Source organism: Chitinophaga horti (genome assembly GCF_022867795.2).
GTDB classification, from domain to species: Bacteria; Bacteroidota; Bacteroidia; order Chitinophagales; family Chitinophagaceae; genus Chitinophaga; species Chitinophaga horti.
In genome coordinates, this window is record NZ_CP107006.1 from 2,149,894 (window position 1) to 2,170,397 (window position 20,504).

At 50.7% G+C, this 20,504-nt stretch carries 6 protein-coding genes; 4 read left to right on the forward strand and 2 right to left on the reverse strand.

Going from position 1 to position 20,504, the window contains the following annotated elements; translation table 11 throughout:
- Positions 1-29 precede the first annotated feature (29 nt).
- The 3 genes from MKQ68_RS08765 (at position 30) to ispE (ending at position 2,547) form a co-directional block, all read left to right on the forward strand.
- The gene (locus tag MKQ68_RS08765; RefSeq protein ID WP_264282961.1) at positions 30-1,001 is read left to right on the forward strand and encodes an electron transfer flavoprotein subunit alpha/FixB family protein; all 972 of its coding nucleotides are present in this window, start codon (positions 30-32) and stop codon (positions 999-1,001) included.
- A gap of 132 nt (positions 1,002-1,133) precedes the next feature.
- Positions 1,134-1,736 (forward strand): bifunctional nuclease family protein, encoded by a 603-nt coding sequence (locus tag MKQ68_RS08770; RefSeq protein ID WP_264282962.1) that lies wholly within the window; start codon positions 1,134-1,136, stop codon positions 1,734-1,736.
- Positions 1,705-2,547 (forward strand): 4-(cytidine 5'-diphospho)-2-C-methyl-D-erythritol kinase, encoded by an 843-nt coding sequence (gene ispE / locus MKQ68_RS08775; RefSeq protein WP_264282963.1) that lies wholly within the window; start codon positions 1,705-1,707, stop codon positions 2,545-2,547. The genes MKQ68_RS08770 and ispE overlap by 32 nt, the downstream gene beginning before the upstream one ends.
- A gap of 66 nt (positions 2,548-2,613) precedes the next feature.
- On the opposite strand, the gene rplT is transcribed toward ispE, so the two are convergent.
- Positions 2,614-2,961 carry a 50S ribosomal protein L20 gene (gene rplT, locus MKQ68_RS08780; RefSeq protein ID WP_244837636.1) on the reverse strand — a complete coding sequence of 116 codons (348 nt, stop codon included), beginning with the start codon at positions 2,959-2,961 and terminating at the stop codon, positions 2,614-2,616.
- Positions 2,962-2,999: 38 nt separating this feature from the next.
- Positions 3,000-3,197 carry a 50S ribosomal protein L35 gene (rpmI, locus tag MKQ68_RS08785; RefSeq protein WP_264282964.1) on the reverse strand — a complete coding sequence of 66 codons (198 nt, stop codon included), beginning with the start codon at positions 3,195-3,197 and terminating at the stop codon, positions 3,000-3,002.
- Between the two features lie 557 nt (positions 3,198-3,754).
- Between rpmI and MKQ68_RS08790 the strand changes: the two genes are divergently transcribed.
- Complete coding sequence (locus MKQ68_RS08790; protein WP_264282965.1) at positions 3,755-20,443, forward strand: T9SS type B sorting domain-containing protein; 16,689 nt, start codon at positions 3,755-3,757, stop codon at positions 20,441-20,443.
- Positions 20,444-20,504: the final 61 nt, after the last annotated feature.

Genomic DNA, 20,504 nt, shown 5'->3' on the forward strand with positions numbered 1-20,504 from the left:
GTTATCATTCACCAGAAAAAGGAATTAGCATGTCTGTATTAATATTTGCGGATCAATTCGAAGGAAAGATAAAAAAATCGGCCCTGGAGGCAGTACAATATGGCGCAAAAGTAGCGCAGCAACAAGGCAGTAACGCAGTAGCCATCGTTTTGGGTGATGTGGACAACGCCGAGCTGGCCGCACTGGGTAATTATGGCGCAGCCAAAGTATTACAGGTAGCCGGCGCAAAGTTCAGCGACGCCGATGCTGGTGTAAGCACTAAGATCATAGCCGAAGCCGCTGCTAAAGAAGGCGCTAAAGTGGTGATCTTCTCCCACAACTTCTCCGGCCGTGCTATCGCCCCGCGCGTAGCCGCCAGGCTTAAAGCCGGACTGGTGGCAGGCGCTATTGAACTGCCTGATACCGCTTCCGGTTTTGTAGTAAAGAAGAACGTGTTTTCCGGCAAGGCCTTTGCGAAAGTGAACATCACCTCCGACATAAAAGTAATATCCGTGCTGCCCAATACGTTTGCTTTGGAAGCAGGTACAGGCACCGCCTCTGTGGAAGCCTTCGCTCCTGCTGTAAGCGATGCAGACTTTAAAGTGAAAGTTCTGAAAACGGAAACGATCAGTGGCGAGGTGCCTTTAACCGAAGCCGAGATCGTAGTGAGCGGCGGCCGTGGTTTGAAAGGTCCCGAAAACTGGGGGCTGGTAGAAGACCTGGCCAAAGCATTGGGTGCTGCTACTGCCTGTTCAAGGCCGGTGGCTGACTCCGACTGGCGCCCGCACCACGAACATGTGGGACAAACAGGCCTCACCATCCGCCCGAACCTGTATATCGCGATCGGCATTTCCGGGGCGATACAGCACCTGGCGGGTGTAAACGGCAGTAAAGTGATCGTAGTGATCAACAAAGATCCGGAAGCGCCGTTCTTTAAGGCGGCCGACTACGGTATAGTTGGCGACGCTTTTGAAGTGGTGCCTAAAATCACCGCAGCAGTTAAGAAGATCAAAGGTCATTAATAGGTTATCCATTTGATAGTTACAGGCCTACAAGTCTGTAACTATCAATTTGTCAAATGTTTTTTTTTAGAATATTTTTCTAACTTCACGTCTTGCGCTGATACTAACCGCAGCGCGAACGTATCTGACAGTATGAGAAAGATAGAATTGGAAATAGTTGCATTGTCGCATAGCATTACCCAAACGCATTCGTACGCTGTAGTGTTGGGCGAAGTGAACGGATTAAGGCGCTTACCGATAGTGATTGGTGGTTTTGAAGCGCAGGCCATTGCGGTTGCCCTTGAAAAAATGCAGCCCAGCAGGCCTTTGACCCACGATCTCATGAAGAACTTCATGAATGCGTTCGGGGTTGAGCTGCACGAAGTTGTTATCAGTAACCTCCAGGAAGGCATTTTCTATTCTAAATTAGTTTGCTCCAACAACGACGATACCATCGAAATTGACTCCCGTACATCCGATGCGCTGGCCCTGGCCGTACGTTTCGGTTGCCCGATTTATACATACGAGAACATTCTCAACAGTGCGGGCATCCTGCTGGACGATCCGGCTGGTAAAAAGGCGGCCAAAACTACTACCGGCCCCACCATCTCCGAACATGAAAAGGGCGCAGAGGACGATCTGAAGGCCATGAGTCTCGAAGATCTGAACCAGCTGCTGCAAGACGTGCTGGAGCAGGAAGACTACATCCGCGCAATCGCCATCCGTGACGAGATCAACGCCCGCAGAAGCAGATAATATGGTCGTTTTTCCGAACTGTAAGATCAATTTAGGCCTGCACATCCTCCGCAAGCGAATGGATGGCTTTCACGACCTGGAAACGATCTTCTATCCCCTGCCCCTTTGTGACGCACTCGAAATCGTTCATGCCGATGAGCTGTCATTCACCGTTAGCGGCATAGATGTACCAGGCAATACGGACGATAATCTTTGCCTGAAGGCTTATCATCTATTAAAGAAGGATTTTCCCACGCTTCCGCCCGTTCACATCCATCTTCACAAACATATTCCCATTGGCGCAGGCCTGGGGGGCGGCTCTTCCGATGCTGCATTTACACTCCTGTTGCTGAATGACAAATTCAAATTAGGCATCTCCGAACCGCAACTGATCGCCTATGCGGCCATCTTAGGAAGCGATTGTGCCTTTTTCATCAAAAACAAGCCTTGTTTAGCCACCGGTCGCGGCGAGGTATTAGAGGAGATTGACCTGGATTTGAATCGATACAGTTTCCTGGTGGTACATCCTGGTATTCATGTGAATACAGGTAAGGCGTTCGGGAAAATAACGCCTGGGGAGCCAGCGCAACAGTTGAGGGATTTAGATCTACAGTCAGTTCATCAATGGAAAGACGTGCTGGTGAATGATTTTGAGGCGGTGGTGTTTGCGGAGCATCCGGCCATTAAAGCCATCAAGGATAAGATGTATACTTCCGGGGCGGTTTACGCGGCCATGAGCGGCAGCGGTTCTGCGGTGGTGGGGCTGTTCCCTAAGGGGCAATTGCCCGTGATTGACTGGGGTGCGCAGTATAAAGTGTTTGAAAAACAATAGGGTATATAAAAAATAACCGGCTCCTTGTGGGAAGCCGGTTGAAGAGTATTGAGAAAGTTAAGGTAATTATCCTTTTACGGAAGCTACCAAAGCTTTAAAGGTTTCTGGTTCGTTCATTGCCAAGTCAGCGAGCACTTTCCTGTTAAGGTCGATATGCTTTTCTGATAATTTATGGATAAACTGAGAATAAGTGAGACCTTCGGCGCGGGCAGCAGCATTAATACGTGCGATCCACAGCTGGCGGTATTCTCTTTTCTTCAGTTTGCGGCCTACATAGCTATATGTAAGACCTTTCTCCAGAACGTTCTTGGCAACGGTGTATACGTTCTTTCTTTTACCGTAGAAGCCTTTAGCTTGCTTTAAGATTTTCTTTCTTCTTGCTCTTGACGCGACTGCGTTTACTGAACGAGGCATGATTACGCTTTTTTAAAAAAGTGATAAATTGAAAAATATTAGCGGAGAACAAGCATTCTCTTCACCAGGTTCAGGTTAGCATCGTTTACCATGCTACCACCTCTCAGGTGACGTTTTCTCTTGTTGCTTTTTTTAGTGTTCAAATGGCTTTTGTAGGCATTTGCACGCTTGATTTTTCCGCTTCCCGTAACCTTGAAGGTTTTTTTCGCACGGGAGTGTGTTTTTACTTTCGGCATACATCAAATTTGGTCTGCAAAGGTAGGTAAATAATTATCAATTCCACTAGGGTGGTAAAAAAATATCGAATGGTATCCTATTTGTGTATAAAAAGTTAAGATTTTTTCCGGCAGGTTAAATGGTTGGAAATCAGATAACAGATAGTTTATAAACATAATATTTATGGTTTTTTGTCAGTTTGGGATAAAAAATGCATTTTTGTATGTCATATATAGTTATTAATTTTAATCTCAGATACACTGAATACTGAGCTTTGTAAGAGAAGAAAACTTGAACACCGAATGAATAATACCGTATTCCTGATTACCTGGTGTTGAATACGTAGGTTGACACAGCAGATGGAGAAACCGAAGATTGAACACCGAACGCCGAATATTATATATATCCTGAATAACCGAACCGAATAAGACCGAAGACCTATGAAAACAATTTACACTTATGAAGTGTCAGCTCGCAGGGCTGAATTTTCTCACAACGCATACAAAGGCTGTGGCCAATGGGCGCTTTGCGGTTAGCCGTAAAGGGTATCATTCTATTCACCTAACTGTTAGCGCATATGAGAAAATTTTTACTCCTATTGACCCTGCTTGCGTGCACCTTTGTAATAGGTAAGGCACAGAACAACGCGAGGCTTACCGCGCCGAGGGACGTGTGTAAAGGAAACTTCGTTTCCATGCACGCCTTTTATTTTAACAACAACACGATCAACCGTGTTGAATGGCGTATTACGCCCCTTGGCAGGCCAATGTATACCATTACGCCCAGTTCCACCGTTGGTGTGAACGGGTTACGATACATTTCCAGTGGTAGAGGACAATCTGTTACGCTTGATTTCCTTGAGGATGTTGCATCTTATACCGTACAGGTGAGGATCTTTAACAACTCAGGAACGACGTCGTTTACAGATACGGACCCGGTCACCATCCGGTTGCAAAATTGTGAGATTACGGAATGTAAAGGTAGTTTCCAATCCTCCTCGAACTTCAAGGAAACGTTTGGAACTTTCGGCGTTAATGAAGGCCGTCGCTGTATTCCTAACCCGCCTTCAGGTCCACCGATTATCCAGTACAACTGTAACACCTCTTCTTCCCTCGCGGACAATGACTATAATATTTACTGGGAAACAAATGGCGGCGGTCGTCCGGAATGGGTAGCCTCTACAGACCACACTGGCGATACCAGGGGTGGTATGCTCATTTGTAACTCCAGCCACCAGCCTAACACGTTCTACCGTAGAGAAATCACGGGGCTGTGTCCGGGTGCGGTATATAACTTTACCGCCTGGTTCCAGAACCTCGATGGCAGGAACATTATGGAGGGTACCTGTAGAAACGATTATATATATACAGGTGTAACGTTCAAAATTTACAGACCATCAGATCTCGTTAACCCGATCGCGTCTTTTCCAACGTACGCAGTATCGGCCAACTTCGAGAACAACGCAGCCAGGAGATGGATGCAGTTTGGTGGTAGTATCCGTCTTGCTCCCGGCCAGGAAAACCTGATCCTTACGATCGAGAATAACTTCCCTGGTGGTTGTGGTAACGACATCGCGATCGACGATATCTCTTTCGAATATTGCGCGCCTAAAATCTTTTCTTACATCGATGGTTTAAAAACAGACAGAGATGCGATATGTCAGGGTGCGCCCATCAGGCTTACCTCTGAAATAGATCCGATCAACTACTTCCAGGACCCGCTGTACCAATGGCAACGTTATAACGCAGGTACCGCTACCTGGCAGCCTGTTGCCGGTGCTGGTTTTACCGGTATCAACACAGAAACATTGAACATTGCTGCGAACGTGCTCACTACGGTGGGCGTTGAGCGTTTCCGGCTCATGATCTATGAACGGGGGAACGAAAATGCAGCGAACTGTTATACGCCCGGTAACAGTGTGGAACTAACGATACTAGAGAAGCCCGTCATCGCCTTTAGTACACCATTTATATGTTTGGGGCAACGGGCCACACTAACGGTGAACCCGGGGACGTACGACATTTATAATTTTACAGGGCCTAACCTGATTCCGCTGGGAGGGCCGAACTATAACCGGATTGATGCGCAGCCGACCACCACATCTCAATACATAGTGGAAGCGGTTGCGAACTACGGTAATGGTAAAACCTGTTCCGCGTACGATACCTCTACCCTTGTGGTGGATACGATGCCTCGTCTGAACCTCGGCCCGGACGTGGCTGTGTGCGTTGGTAATTCTATTACCCTCGACATGGGTGCCGCCAACTCCATTTTCTATACACAATGGACTGGCACCGGTATCAGTACCACACTCGGACAAACATTAACGATTTCGCCTTCACCTGCCGGTAACTATACTTATACGGCATTAGTAAGAAACAACGCTTGTACGATCACCGACAACATTACGATCAGCGCGCTGAACCCGCCGACAGCAAGGATCAGTACCGCTTCACAATCATTGTGTAACGTTACCGACCTGGCGATTGCGGCCACATCTAACCCGCCATCTAACCAGCGCGGTACATGGACAATCGTCGGTGCCGCACACGGTGCTTACATTGAAAGCCCGAACGCTTACAGCACGCGGGTACGTAGCCTGCCTGTCGGCGAAACGATCACTGTTAGATGGACCGTATCGTATACCGCTATTGCTGGTTGTGAATCTTACGACCAGATTACGATCCGGAACGTGGCCCGGCCACAAACCGCCAACGCAGGACCTTCGCAAACCGTCTGCGGACAAAACTCCATTACAATGGCTGCTAATGCGCCATTGCCGAATGAGTATGGTACATGGAGTTCTGCTACACCTGGTGTTAGCTTCAGTAACGTGAATGATCCTAATGCAGTGATGACCTATTCCGGTGCACTGCCAAGGACGCTTATCTCGACCACCTGGTCGCTGAGGGATACCTCTAATATATGTCCGGCTTCAACATCGACCGTACAGCATAACCTGCTGGCCGCGCCGACCCTGACTGTATTGGAAGCGAGGGATACCTGTGCTACCACCGGCCTGTTCCGGTTGTTGTTCAGCACCGCCGGTAACCCTAACCGTTATTCCATTACAGCAAGCGGTGCGAACCCAATGCCTGGCTTTACGGATATCGTAAACCAGACCTTGTCCAGCTCCAGCTCACAGCTGTTGCTGTCGTACCCTAACACAGTAGATTCCGGCACCTACACCTTTAGCATGACAGTAACGCAGGCAGCCGGCTCCAACGCCGCCTGTACCTCTACGCGCGACTTTACATTGCGACTGGTGAAGCCATCCAGGCTGGATTCGATCAGCCCCTCCTCTACTACTATCTGTAACGGTTCATCCGCTACCCTGATCGCTTATGGTTATAAGTCTCCGGGTGCGGTATGGCGTTGGTATACCTCATCTTGTAACGGTACGCTTGTGCATACAGGCGATACCCTTACTGTGTCACCAACATCTACCGTTACTTATTATGTAAGAGCAGAAGCTGGTACTGCTTGTCCCGCAACTACCTGTCTTACTACGACGATCAACGTAGATCCGATGCCTGCCCGGCCGAACGCTGGTCCCGACCAGACGCTTTGTAACGTGGTGTCGTTCAATACAGCGGCCACCTATACAGGCGGCGCTACCAGCGGTATCTGGTCACAGGTGCCAGGTGGTACAGCTGTATTCGCCAACCCGAACGCCAACATCACCCAGGTAACCGGCATTGCCGCCGGATCCAGCGCTACGCTGATCTGGAGCGTGAGAAGAGGTGTGTGCGTATCGTTACCAGATACAGTAGTGTTCAGAAACCTGGCCCCTATCACTAATAACGTGATCGGGCCTAACCAGACAATATGTCTTGGTTCTCCCGCTGCCATGATAGATATGCCTAACGGCCTGCCTGCAGGTGGTAATGGCAGCAACGTTTACTCGTGGGCCTCGGCTCCAACAGCAACTGGAACGTGGACTACCATCTCTGGTGCAAATGGTGCTACCTATACACCAGGTGCCCTGGCTAATACTACCTATTTCAGGCGTACAATCGCTGCTGGTTGTCCGAGCGTTAGTAACGTGATAGCAGTAAGGGTTGCGAGGAACGCACCAGTGTTGGTATCGACACCTGCAGCCGTTACCGTGGATTGTGTGAACGGAACTGATTACACCACCAACTTTGGTACACCGGTGTTCTCCCATCCTGACAATATCCCGGTTACGATCACCCAGAGTGATGTAACGACCACCGTGGGTTGTGGTTCCAGGATCACCCGTACCTGGAGAGCGACCGACTCTTGTGGCAGGTTTGTTGAAACCTCGCAAATCGTGAACGTACAGGACACGACCCGACCTGTATTCTCAACGCCTGCTCCGGCGAATGCAATCGTGAATTGTGATGCCATTCCTACACAGCCGGACTTAACCGCGACTGATAATTGTAGCACCGTGACCGTGGACAAACGTGAACGTACCCGTACGATCGCGGGCGCCACTTGTGCGGCAAATTATGAGATCATCCGTACCTGGATTGCCACCGACCTTTGTGGTAACAGGGATTCCGTTGTACAGGTATTAACTGTACAGGATACTACCCGTCCGACCTTCACTGGTACCGCTCCTGCTGATACCGTAGTTCAGTGTGGCGCGATCCCGGCTCAACCGACAATTGGTGCGCAGGATAACTGTACGCCCGCAGGCAGCGTGACCGTGACGATGCGTGAGCGTATTGAACCGGCTCCCGGATCTACCTGTGTTAATAACTATTTACTCGTACGTACCTGGATTGCGCGTGACCTTTGCGGTAACAGCGATTCGCTCGTGCAGCGTTTAACCGTGATTGATACAGTCAGGCCGGTGTTTACTACGGCGGCTCCGCTGAATGTGACGGTGAATTGTGATGCGATTCCGACGCAGCCTACCTTACAGGCAACTGATAACTGTAGCGCGCAGAATAACGTAAACGTTGTTCCGACACAGCGTCGTGAGGATATTCCCGGAGCATGTGTAAACAACTACCGTTTGATCCGCGTATGGACGGCGACAGACGAGTGTGGTAATGTGGATTCTGTTAGGCAGATCATTACCGTACAGGATACTACCCGTCCTACTTTCACCAGCACTGTACCTGCTGATACCATCGTGAACTGTCATGCACCATTGCCGGTACAACCAACAATGACTGCTACCGACAACTGTAGCGCAGGCAACGTGGTAGTTACACCTACACAGCGTCGCGAGGATATCGCCGGTGCCTGTGTAAACAACTACCGCATTATCCGTGTATGGACTGCTCGTGACGAATGTGGTAACGTGGACTCTGTACGCCAGATTATTACCGTACAGGATACTACCCGTCCTACTTTCACCAGCACCGTACCTGCTGATACCACTGTAGACTGTCACGTACCATTGCCGGTGCAGCCGACAATGACTGCTACTGACAACTGTAGCGCAGGTAACGTAGTAGTTACGCCTTCGCAACGCCGCGAGGATATCGCAGGTGCCTGTGTGAACAACTACCGCATCATCCGTGTATGGACTGCTCGTGACGAATGCGGTAATATCGACTCTGTACGCCAGATCATTACCGTACAGGATACTACCCGTCCGACTTTCACCAGCACCGTACCTGCTGATACTACTGTAGACTGTCATGTGCCATTACCGGTACAGCCGACACTGAACGCTACTGACAACTGTAGCGCTGGTAACGTAGTAGTTACGCCGTCACAACGTCGCGAAGACATCGCTGGCGCGTGCGTAAATAACTACCGCATCATCCGTGTATGGACAGCCGTTGACGAATGTGGTAATATCGACTCTGTACGCCAGGTCATCACTGTACAGGATACTACCCGTCCGACGTTCACCAGCACTATACCTGCTGATACCACTGTAGACTGTCACGTGCCATTACCGGTACAACCGACTTTGAACGCTACCGATAACTGTAGCGCTGGTAACGTAGTGGTTACGCCGTCACAACGTCGCGAAGACATCGCCGGCGCGTGCGTAAATAACTACCGCATCATCCGTGTATGGACGGCGGTTGACGAATGTGGTAATATCGATTCTGTACGTCAGATCATTACCGTTCAGGATACTACCCGTCCGACATTCACCAGCATCGTACCTGCTGATACCACTGTAGATTGTCACATACCATTGCCGGTACAGCCGACGCTGAATGCTACTGATAACTGTAGCGCTGGTAACGTAGTGGTTACGCCTTCGCAGCGTCGCGAAGACATCGCTGGCGCTTGTGCGAACAACTACCGCATCATCCGTGTATGGACTGCGGTTGACGAATGTGGTAATATCGACTCTGTACGCCAGATCATTACCGTACAGGATACTACCCGTCCGACGTTCACCAGCACCGTACCTGCTGATACCACTGTAGATTGTCACATACCATTGCCGGTACAGCCGACACTGAATGCTACCGACAACTGTAGCACTGGTACTAATGTGACCGTAACACCAAGCGAACGTCGCGAAGACATTGCAGGCGCGTGTGCGAACAACTATCGCATTATCCGTGTATGGACTGTTCGTGACGAATGCGGTAATATCGACTCTGTACGCCAGATCATTACCGTACAGGATACTACTCGTCCGACCTTCACCAGCACCATTCCTGCTGATACCACGGTAGACTGTCACGTACCATTGCCGGTGCAGCCGACAATGACTGCTACTGACAACTGTAGCGCAGGTAACGTAGTAGTTACGCCTTCGCAACGCCGCGAGGATATCGCAGGTGCCTGTGTGAACAACTACCGCATCATCCGTGTATGGACTGCTCGTGACGAATGCGGTAATATCGACTCTGTACGCCAGATCATTACCGTACAGGATACTACCCGTCCGACTTTCACCAGCACCGTACCTGCTGATACTACTGTAGACTGTCACGTGCCATTACCGGTACAACCGACACTGAACGCTACTGACAACTGTAGCGCTGGTAACGTAGTAGTTACGCCGTCACAACGTCGCGAAGACATTGCGGGCGCGTGCGTAAATAACTACCGCATCATCCGTGTATGGACAGCCGTTGACGAATGTGGTAATATCGACTCTGTACGCCAGGTCATCACTGTACAGGATACTACCCGTCCTACTTTCACCAGCACCGTACCTGCTGATACCACTGTAGATTGTCACATACCATTGCCGGTACAACCGACTTTGAACGCTACCGATAACTGTAGCGCTGGTAACGTAGTGGTTACGCCGTCACAACGTCGCGAAGACATCGCCGGCGCGTGCGTAAATAACTACCGCATCATCCGTGTATGGACGGCGGTTGACGAATGTGGTAATATCGATTCTGTACGTCAGATCATTACCGTTCAGGATACTACCCGTCCGACATTCACCAGCATCGTACCTGCTGATACCACTGTAGATTGTCACATACCATTGCCGGTACAGCCGACGCTGAATGCTACTGATAACTGTAGCGCTGGTAACGTAGTGGTTACGCCTTCGCAGCGTCGCGAAGACATCGCTGGCGCTTGTGCGAACAACTACCGCATCATCCGTGTATGGACTGCGGTTGACGAATGTGGTAATATCGACTCTGTACGCCAGATCATTACCGTACAGGATACTACCCGTCCGACCTTTACCAGCATCGTGCCTGCTGATACTACTATAGATTGTAACGTACCATTGCCGGTACAGCCGACGCTGAATGCTACTGATAACTGTAGCGCTGGTAACGTAGTGGTTACGCCTTCGCAGCGTCGCGAAGACATCGCTGGTGCCTGTGCGAACAACTACCGCATTATCCGTGTATGGACTGTTCGTGACGAATGTGGTAATATCGACTCTGTACGCCAGATCATTACCGTACAGGATACTACTCGTCCGACCTTCACCAGCACTGTACCTGCTGATACCACTGTAGACTGTCACGTACCATTGCCGGTTCAACCGACACTGAATGCTACCGACAACTGTAGCACCGGTACCAATGTGACCGTAACGCCTTCACAACGTCGCGAAGACATTGCAGGCGCGTGTGCGAACAACTATCGCATTATCCGTGTATGGACTGCGGTTGATGAATGTGGTAATATCGATTCTGTACGCCAGGTCATCACTGTACAGGATACTACCCGTCCGACGTTCACCAGTACCACACCTGCAGATACCACTGTAGACTGTCACGTATCATTACCGGTACAACCGACACTGAATGCTACCGACAACTGTAGCGCTGGTAACGTAGTAGTTACGCCGTCACAACGTCGCGAAGACATCGCTGGCGCGTGCGTAAATAACTACCGCATCATCCGTGTTTGGACAGCTGTTGACGAATGTGGTAATATCGACTCTGTACGCCAGGTCATCACTGTACAGGATACTACCCGTCCGACGTTCACCAGTACCACACCTGCAGATACCACTGTAGACTGTCACGTATCATTACCGGTACAACCGACACTGAATGCTACCGACAATTGTAGCACTGGTACTAATGTGACCGTAACGCCAAGCGAACGTCGCGAAGACATCGCTGGAGCTTGTGCGAACAACTACCGCATCATCCGTGTTTGGACAGCCGTTGACGAATGTGGTAATATCGACTCTGTACGCCAGATCATTACCGTACAGGATACTACCCGTCCGACTTTCACCAGCACCGTACCTGCTGATACCACTGTAGACTGTCACATACCATTGCCGGTTCAACCGACACTGAACGCTACTGACAATTGTAGCGCTGGTAACGTAGTGGTTACGCCTTCACAACGTCGCGAAGACATCGCTGGCGCGTGCGTAAATAACTACCGCATCATCCGTGTATGGACCGCCGTTGACGAATGTGGTAATATCGATTCTGTACGTCAGATCATTACCGTACAGGATACTACCCGTCCGACGTTCACCAGCACCGTACCTGCTGATACTACTGTAGATTGTCACATACCATTGCCGGTTCAACCGACGCTAAATGCTACCGACAATTGTAGCACCGGTACTAATGTGACCGTAACGCCAGGTGAACGTCGCGAAGACATTGCAGGCGCGTGTGCGAACAACTACCGCATTATCCGTGTATGGACTGTTCGTGACGAATGTGGTAATATCGACTCTGTACGGCAGATCATTACTGTACAGGATACTACCCGTCCGACGTTCACCAGCACCATTCCTGCTGATACCACTGTAGACTGTCACGTACCATTGCCGGTTCAACCGACACTGAATGCTACCGACAACTGTAGCGCCGGTACCAATGTGACCGTAACGCCTTCACAACGTCGCGAAGACATTGCAGGCGCGTGTGCGAACAACTATCGCATTATCCGTGTATGGACTGCGGTTGATGAATGTGGTAATATCGATTCTGTACGCCAGATCATTACCGTACAGGATACTACCCGTCCGACCTTCACCAGCACCGTACCTGCTGATACCACTGTAGACTGTCACGTACCATTGCCGGTACAACCGACGCTGACTGCTACTGACAACTGTAGCGCAGGTAACGTAGTAGTTACGCCTTCGCAACGCCGTGAGGATATCACCGGTGCCTGTGTGAACAACTACCGCATCATCCGTGTATGGACAGCCGTTGACGAATGTGGTAATATCGACTCTGTACGCCAGGTCATCACTGTACAGGATACTACCCGTCCGACGTTCACCAGCACCGTACCTGCTGATACTACTGTAGACTGTCACGTGCCATTACCGGTACAACCGACACTGAACGCTACTGACAACTGTAGCGCTGGTAACGTAGTAGTTACGCCGTCACAACATCGCGAAGACATCGCTGGCGCGTGCGTAAATAACTACCGCATCATCCGTGTATGGACAGCTGTTGACGAATGTGGTAATATCGACTCTGTACGCCAGGTCATCACTGTACAGGATACTACCCGTCCGACTTTCACCAGCACCGTACCTGCTGATACTACTGTAGATTGTCACATACCATTGCCGGTACAGCCGACGCTGAACGCTACCGATAACTGTAGCGCTGGCAACGTAGTGGTTACGCCTTCACAACGTCGCGAAGACATCGCTGGCGCGTGCGTAAATAACTACCGCATCATCCGTGTATGGACCGCCGTTGACGAATGTGGTAATATCGATTCTGTACGCCAGGTCATTACCGTACAGGATACTACCCGTCCGACGTTCACCAGCACCGTACCTGCTGATACTACTGTAGACTGTCACATACCATTGCCGGTTCAACCGACGCTAAATGCTACCGACAATTGTAGCACCGGTACTAATGTGACCGTAACGCCAGGTGAACGTCGCGAAGACATTGCAGGCGCGTGTGCGAACAACTACCGCATTATCCGTGTATGGACTGTTCGTGACGAATGTGGTAATATCGATTCTGTACGCCAGGTCATTACCGTACAGGATACTACCCGTCCGACATTCACCAGCACTGTACCTGCTGATACCACTGTAGACTGTCACGTACCATTGCCGGTACAGCCGACACTGAATGCTACCGATAATTGTAGCACCGGTACTAATGTGACCGTAACGCCAAGCGAACGTCGCGAAGACATCGCGGGTGCTTGTGCGAACAACTATCGCATTATCCGTGTATGGACTGTTCGTGACGAATGTGGTAATATCGACTCTGTACGCCAGATCATTACCGTACAGGATACTACCCGTCCGACGTTCACCAGCACTATACCTGCTGATACCACTGTAGACTGTCACGTGCCATTACCGGTACAACCGACACTGAATGCTACCGATAATTGTAGCACCGGTACTAATGTGACCGTAACGCCAAGCGAACGTCGCGAAGACATCGCTGGCGCGTGCGTAAATAACTACCGCATCATCCGTGTATGGACAGCCGTTGACGAATGTGGTAACATAGACTCTGTACGCCAGATCATTACCGTACAGGATACTACCCGTCCGACGTTCACCAGCACCGTACCTGCAGATACTACTGTAGACTGTCACGTGCCATTACCGGTACAACCGACACTGAACGCTACTGACAACTGTAGCGCTGGTAACGTAGTAGTTACGCCTTCACAACGTCGCGAAGACATCGCTGGAGCGTGCGTAAATAACTACCGCATCATCCGTGTATGGACAGCCGTTGACGAATGTGGTAATATCGATTCTGTACGCCAGATCATTACCGTACAGGATACTACTCGTCCGACTTTCACCAGCACCATACCTGCTGATACCACGGTAGACTGCCACATACCATTGCCGGTACAGCCGACATTGAATGCTACCGACAACTGTAGTTCCGGTAACGTGGTGGTAACGCCAAGCGAACGTCGCGAAGACATCGCTGGCGCCTGCGCGAACAACTACCGCATCATCCGTGTATGGACAGCCGTTGACGAATGTGGTAATATCGATTCTGTACGTCAGATCATTACCGTACAGGATACTACCCGTCCGACGTTCACCAGCACCGTACCTGCAGATACTACTGTAGACTGTCACGTGCCATTACCGGTACAACCGACACTGAATGCTACTGACAACTGTAGCGCTGGTAACGTAGTAGTTACGCCTTCGCAGCGTCGCGAAGACATCGCTGGCGCTTGTGCGAACAACTACCGCATCATCCGTGTATGGACTGCGGTTGACGAATGTGGTAATATCGACTCTGTACGCCAGATCATTACTGTACAGGATACTACCCGTCCGACGTTCACCAGCACCGTACCTGCAGATACCACTGTAGATTGTCACATACCATTGCCGGTACAACCGACACTAAATGCTACCGACAATTGTAGCACCGGAACGAATGTGACCGTAACGCCAAGCGAACGTCGCGAAGACATCGCAGGCGCGTGTGCGAACAACTACCGCATTATCCGTGTATGGACTGTTCGTGATGAATGTGGTAATGTCGACTCTGTACGCCAGATCATTACTGTACAGGATACTACCCGTCCGACATTCACCAGCACTGTACCTGCTGATACCACTGTAGACTGTCACGTACCATTGCCGGTACAGCCGACACTGAACGCTACCGACAACTGTAGCACCGGTACCAATGTGACCGTAACACCAAGCGAACGTCGCGAAGACATCGCTGGAGCGTGTGTAAATAACTACCGCATCATCCGTGTATGGACAGCCGTTGACGAATGTGGTAATATCGATTCTGTACGCCAGATCATTACTGTACAGGATACTACCCGTCCGACGTTCACCAGTACCACACCTGCAGATACCACTGTAGACTGTCACGTATCATTACCGGTACAACCGACACTGAATGCTACCGATAACTGTAGCACCGGTACTAATGTGACCGTAACGCCAAGCGAACGTCGCGAAGATATCGCCGGAGCTTGTGCGAACAACTACCGCATTATCCGTGTATGGACTGCCGTTGACGAATGTGGTAACGTAGACTCTGTACGCCAGATCATCACTGTACAGGATACTACCCGTCCGACTTTCACCAGCACCACACCTGCAGATACCACTGTAGACTGTCACATACCATTACCGGTACAACCGACACTGAACGCTACTGACAACTGTAGCGCTGGTAACGTAGTGGTTACGCCTTCACAACGTCGCGAAGACATTGCTGGAGCGTGCGTAAATAACTACCGCATCATCCGTGTATGGACCGCCATTGACGAATGTGGTAATATCGACTCTGTACGTCAGATCATTACCGTACAGGATACTACCCGTCCGACTTTCACCAGCACCGTACCTGCTGATACTACTGTAGACTGTCACATACCATTGCCGGTACAGCCGATGCTGAATGCTACTGATAACTGTAGCGCTGGTAACGTAGTGGTTACGCCTTCGCAGCGTCGCGAAGACATCGCTGGCGCTTGTGCGAACAACTACCGCATCATCCGTGTATGGACTGCGGTTGACGAATGTGGTAACATAGACTCTGTACGCCAGGTCATTACCGTACAGGATACTACCCGTCCGACATTCACCAGCACCGTACCTGCTGATACCACGGTAGATTGTCACATACCATTGCCGGTTCAACCGACACTGAATGCTACCGACAACTGTAGCACCGGTACTAATGTGACCGTAACACCAAGCGAACGTCGCGAAGACATCGCGGGTGCTTGTGCGAACAACTATCGCATCATCCGTGTATGGACTGCAGTTGACGAATGTGGTAATGTCGACTCTGTACGCCAGATCATTACTGTACAGGATACTACCCGTCCGACATTCACCAGCACTGTACCTGCTGATACTACTGTAGACTGTCACGTGCCATTACCGGTACAACCGACACTGAATGCTACCGATAATTGTAGCACCGGTACTAATGTGACCGTAACACCAAGCGAACGTCGCGAAGACATTCCGGGTGCTTGTGCAAACAACTATCGCATCATTCGTGTATGGATCGCCCGTGACGAATGTGGTAATATCGACTCTGTACGCCAGATCATTACTGTACAGGATACTACCCGTCCGACGTTCAACATCACCGTTCCTGCTGATACAACTGTAGATTGTCACGCGACGTTAGTTGCACAACCGACGTTGACTGCCACCGACAACTGTAGCGTAGGCGCGAACGTAATCGTAACACCAAGAGAATACCGCGAAAGCATCCCAGGTGCCTGCGCCGGCAACTACCGCATCATCCGCGTATGGACGGCGACCGACGAATGTGGCAATGTGGATTCCGTACGTCAGATCATCACCGTACAGGATACCATCAGACCAGTATTCACCGCACCAACGCCTGCGAACACGACTGTGAGCTGCGACAACGTACCGGTTCAGCCTGATCTCGCCGCTACCGATAACTGCTCACCTAACGTGACAATTGTTAAAGATGAGCGCATCACTCCGATCCCTGGCCGTTGTGAAAACAACTACCTGATCGTACGCACCTGGACAGCGATCGACGAATGTAACAACACTACTACCATTACCCAGACGATCACCGTGATCGATACCACCAGGCCGGTATTTACGGTAGCAATTCCTGCTGATACCACTGTAGATTGTCACGCAGTACCTGCCCAACGGATGTTGCCTGCAACCGACAACTGCAGCCCTGATAAGGTAACCGTAACGATGACCGAACAACGCATCGACCAGCCCGGCGCCTGTGTGAACAACTACCAGTTGATCCGCCGCTGGACAGCGACCGATGTATGTGGTAACGTAGCTACTGCTATGCAGACCATTACTGTACAGGATACGACAAGGCCGGTATTCTCCGCCCCTGCTCCTCCTGATGCTACAGTAGCTTGTGATGCGGTACCTGCTCAACCTGACCTGACCGCTACCGACCTTTGCAGCCCGACCGGTGTAACGATCACCAAGGCTGAACAACGGATCGATATTCCGGGTGCATGTGTAAACAACTACCAATTAGTACGCACCTGGACGGCAACCGATGCTTGTGGCAACAGCATAGTAGTATCACAAACACTTACTGTTCAGGATATCACCAGGCCGACATTTGCGGTGGCGATACCAAGAGACACTACGGTGAACTGTCATACGATCCCTGCCATGCCGCAGCTGACTGCAACCGACAACTGTAGTCCTGCCGCGAACATTACCATCACGATGAACCAGCAGCGTGTAGACAACGTTGGTGCATGTGAGAGCAGCTACCGGTTATTACGTACCTGGACTGCGACCGACGAGTGTGGCAACTTTACAACTGCCCTGCAGATCGTAACCGTACAGGATACAACTAAACCAGTGTTCACAATGCCTATCCCGGCCAACGTGACCGTAAACTGTGGCGAAGTACCTGCTCAGCCAGATCTGACCGCGACGGATAACTGTACGCCTGCAAACAGGGTGACCATTGTGAAGGACGAACAGCGTGAGGAGATCAGCAATACAAGATGTGCTGGTAACTACCGCCTCATCCGCACCTGGACCGCCCTCGATCAGTGTGGCAACGTAACAGTAGCCCGCCAGATCATCACTGTACAGGATACCTCAAGGCCAGTGTTTACTTCGCCGATCATGAGGGATACAACCGTAAACTGTCACGAAGTGCCGACCTGGCCTGTAGTAACAGCTAGCGATAACTGTAATCCGAATGGCGTAACGATCACTACCAGCCAAACCAAACAGTTCCTGAGCGCTACCTGCAGCAATAATTACAGGTTGATCCGTCAGTGGACTGCGAGAGACGAATGTGGCAACACCGCTATCATGCAACAGATCATCACTGTAGAGGATACGACCAGACCAACATTCTCGATCGTAGCACCACGAGACACTACTGTAAACTGTAACGCAGTGCCTTCAATACCAACTGTAACTGCTACCGACAACTGTAGCGTAAACAGCCGGGTGAGAGTGACGCAGACCCAGATAAGGGAAAACATCCCGAACTCCTGCAACTACCGCCTGGTACGCACCTGGACCGCAACCGACGAATGTGGCAACGTGAGCACCATTCGCCAGGTGATTACGGTACAGGATACAACAAGGCCAGTGATTGCGGCGGCTCCGGCCAGCATGACACTGTCTTGCCAGCAGCCGGTACCTGCAGCTGTGACGCTGCGAGCTACAGACAACTGTGACGCCAGCTTCCCGAAAAATGCAGTAATGACTACTGATCCGTTCGTAGCAGACAACTGTAACGGTTACACCATCACCAGAAGGTGGAATGTTGTAGATGCCTGCGGAAACAGGGCCGAAGAAAGAGTACAGATCATCACCGTACTGCCTTGTCCGAAACCTGTACTGAAACCGGAACTGCCGCGTAATTGCTCGACGGATCCGTTCTTCACGATCGAAACAGTAAGCCCGGTAACGAATCCGACTTATATCCTGGTTGGTGTAACACCATCCAACGCGGTAAGAACGCCGCTGTCGCAGACCAGCAACCGCTTTAACCTGAATGGCGCTACTTCAGCATCGTTCATCGTGAGAGACGGTCGCACAGGTTGTGCATCAGATACGGTGACTTACCAGCTGAATTACATACAGACACCGGTTGTAAACCTCGGCAGAGACACCAGCATCTGTGGTGGCGACGGCCTGGTACTCGATGCAGGCGCTGCTAACTACAACAACGCTATCGTATGGAGCACCGGTGCAACAACACAACGTATCAGGGTATCACAAGCGGGTACTTACTGGGTACAAGTGTCGAACGGCATCTGCGTAACCAGGGATATTGTAAGAGTAGCCATGATACCAATGCCGCTGGTAGACCTGCCAGATACCACTATCTGTCGTGGCCAGTCAGTAAGGCTGAACGCAACAGTAGCCGGAGCAACTTACCTGTGGAGTACTGGCGCGACCACACCGTCGATCAACGTAAGTACACAGGAACGCTTCTGGGTACGAGTGATGAAAAACGGTTGTATCACCATCGATACGGTGAATGTAACGGTGAATCCTCCGCCAGACATTACCCTCCGCTCAGACACTACGATCTGTCAGGGCCAGTCCGTTGTACTGTCAGTTACCGCGAATGCAAGCCGCATCCAGTGGATAACCGGCGAAACAGGCAGCTCGATCGTGGTGAACAAAGCCGGCAACTATTGGGTGTCCGTTACGAGAGACCGTTGTGTGGTAAGAGACACCGTAACTGTCAGAATGAGAGCACCGATTAAGTTCGACCTCGGTCCGGACCGTATCATGTGCCCAGACGGTCGCTTCACGATCGACGCAAGAATGGACGATGCCGCTTCTTACCTCTGGAACGATGGCGATCGCAACCCAATCAAATCGATCGACCGCGCTGGCACTTACGTTCTGAGCATCATGGACAGGTACTGCTACGATGTGAAATCCGACAGCCTGAAAGTAAGGATCGCCGGTGCGCCGAAAGTAAGCCTTGGCAATGATACCATGATTTGTCGCGGACTCACTTACACCATCAGGCCAAGACTGCTCGAAGATGCAACACACATCCGCTGGAGCAACGGCACAACCGGTCCGACACTCAATGTAACTGAGCCAGGCACGTACACCGTAACCGCATACAATGATTGCGGCAGCACAACGGACGAGATCGTGGTAGACTTCATGGAGTGCGAAAGCAAACCAGATATACCAAACGCCTTCTCTCCAAACGGTGACGGACGAAACGACATCTTCCGCCCTGTAGTGAGAGGTCCGATGTACGACTACGAGTTACGCATCTTCAACCGTTGGGGCGAAATGGTCTTCATCTCGAAAGACCTCCACAAAGGATGGGATGGTACACAAAAAGGTCAACCTGTTGACAATTCCACTTTCGTGTGGTGGATGAGTTATAAAAAGGTTCAGAATGGACCAGTGTTCATACTGAAAGGCGAAGTAACCGTGATTCGCTAGCCTGGTAAACAAAACAAACTAAATACGGTTCTTTCACAGCGAGGTCGCCACAAGCGGCCTC

Bases quoted from the DNA above. Each gene is read 5' to 3' on its own strand.
- MKQ68_RS08765 (WP_264282961.1), top strand. From the start codon at position 30: ATGTCTGTATTAATATTTGCGGATCAATTCGAAGGAAAGATAAAAAAA.
- MKQ68_RS08770 (WP_264282962.1), top strand. From the start codon at position 1,134: ATGAGAAAGATAGAATTGGAAATAGTTGCATTGTCGCATAGCATTACC.
- rplT (WP_244837636.1), bottom strand. From the start codon at position 2,961: ATGCCTCGTTCAGTAAACGCAGTCGCGTCAAGAGCAAGAAGAAAGAAA.
- rpmI (WP_264282964.1), bottom strand. From the start codon at position 3,197: ATGCCGAAAGTAAAAACACACTCCCGTGCGAAAAAAACCTTCAAGGTT.
- MKQ68_RS08790 (WP_264282965.1), top strand. From the start codon at position 3,755: ATGAGAAAATTTTTACTCCTATTGACCCTGCTTGCGTGCACCTTTGTA.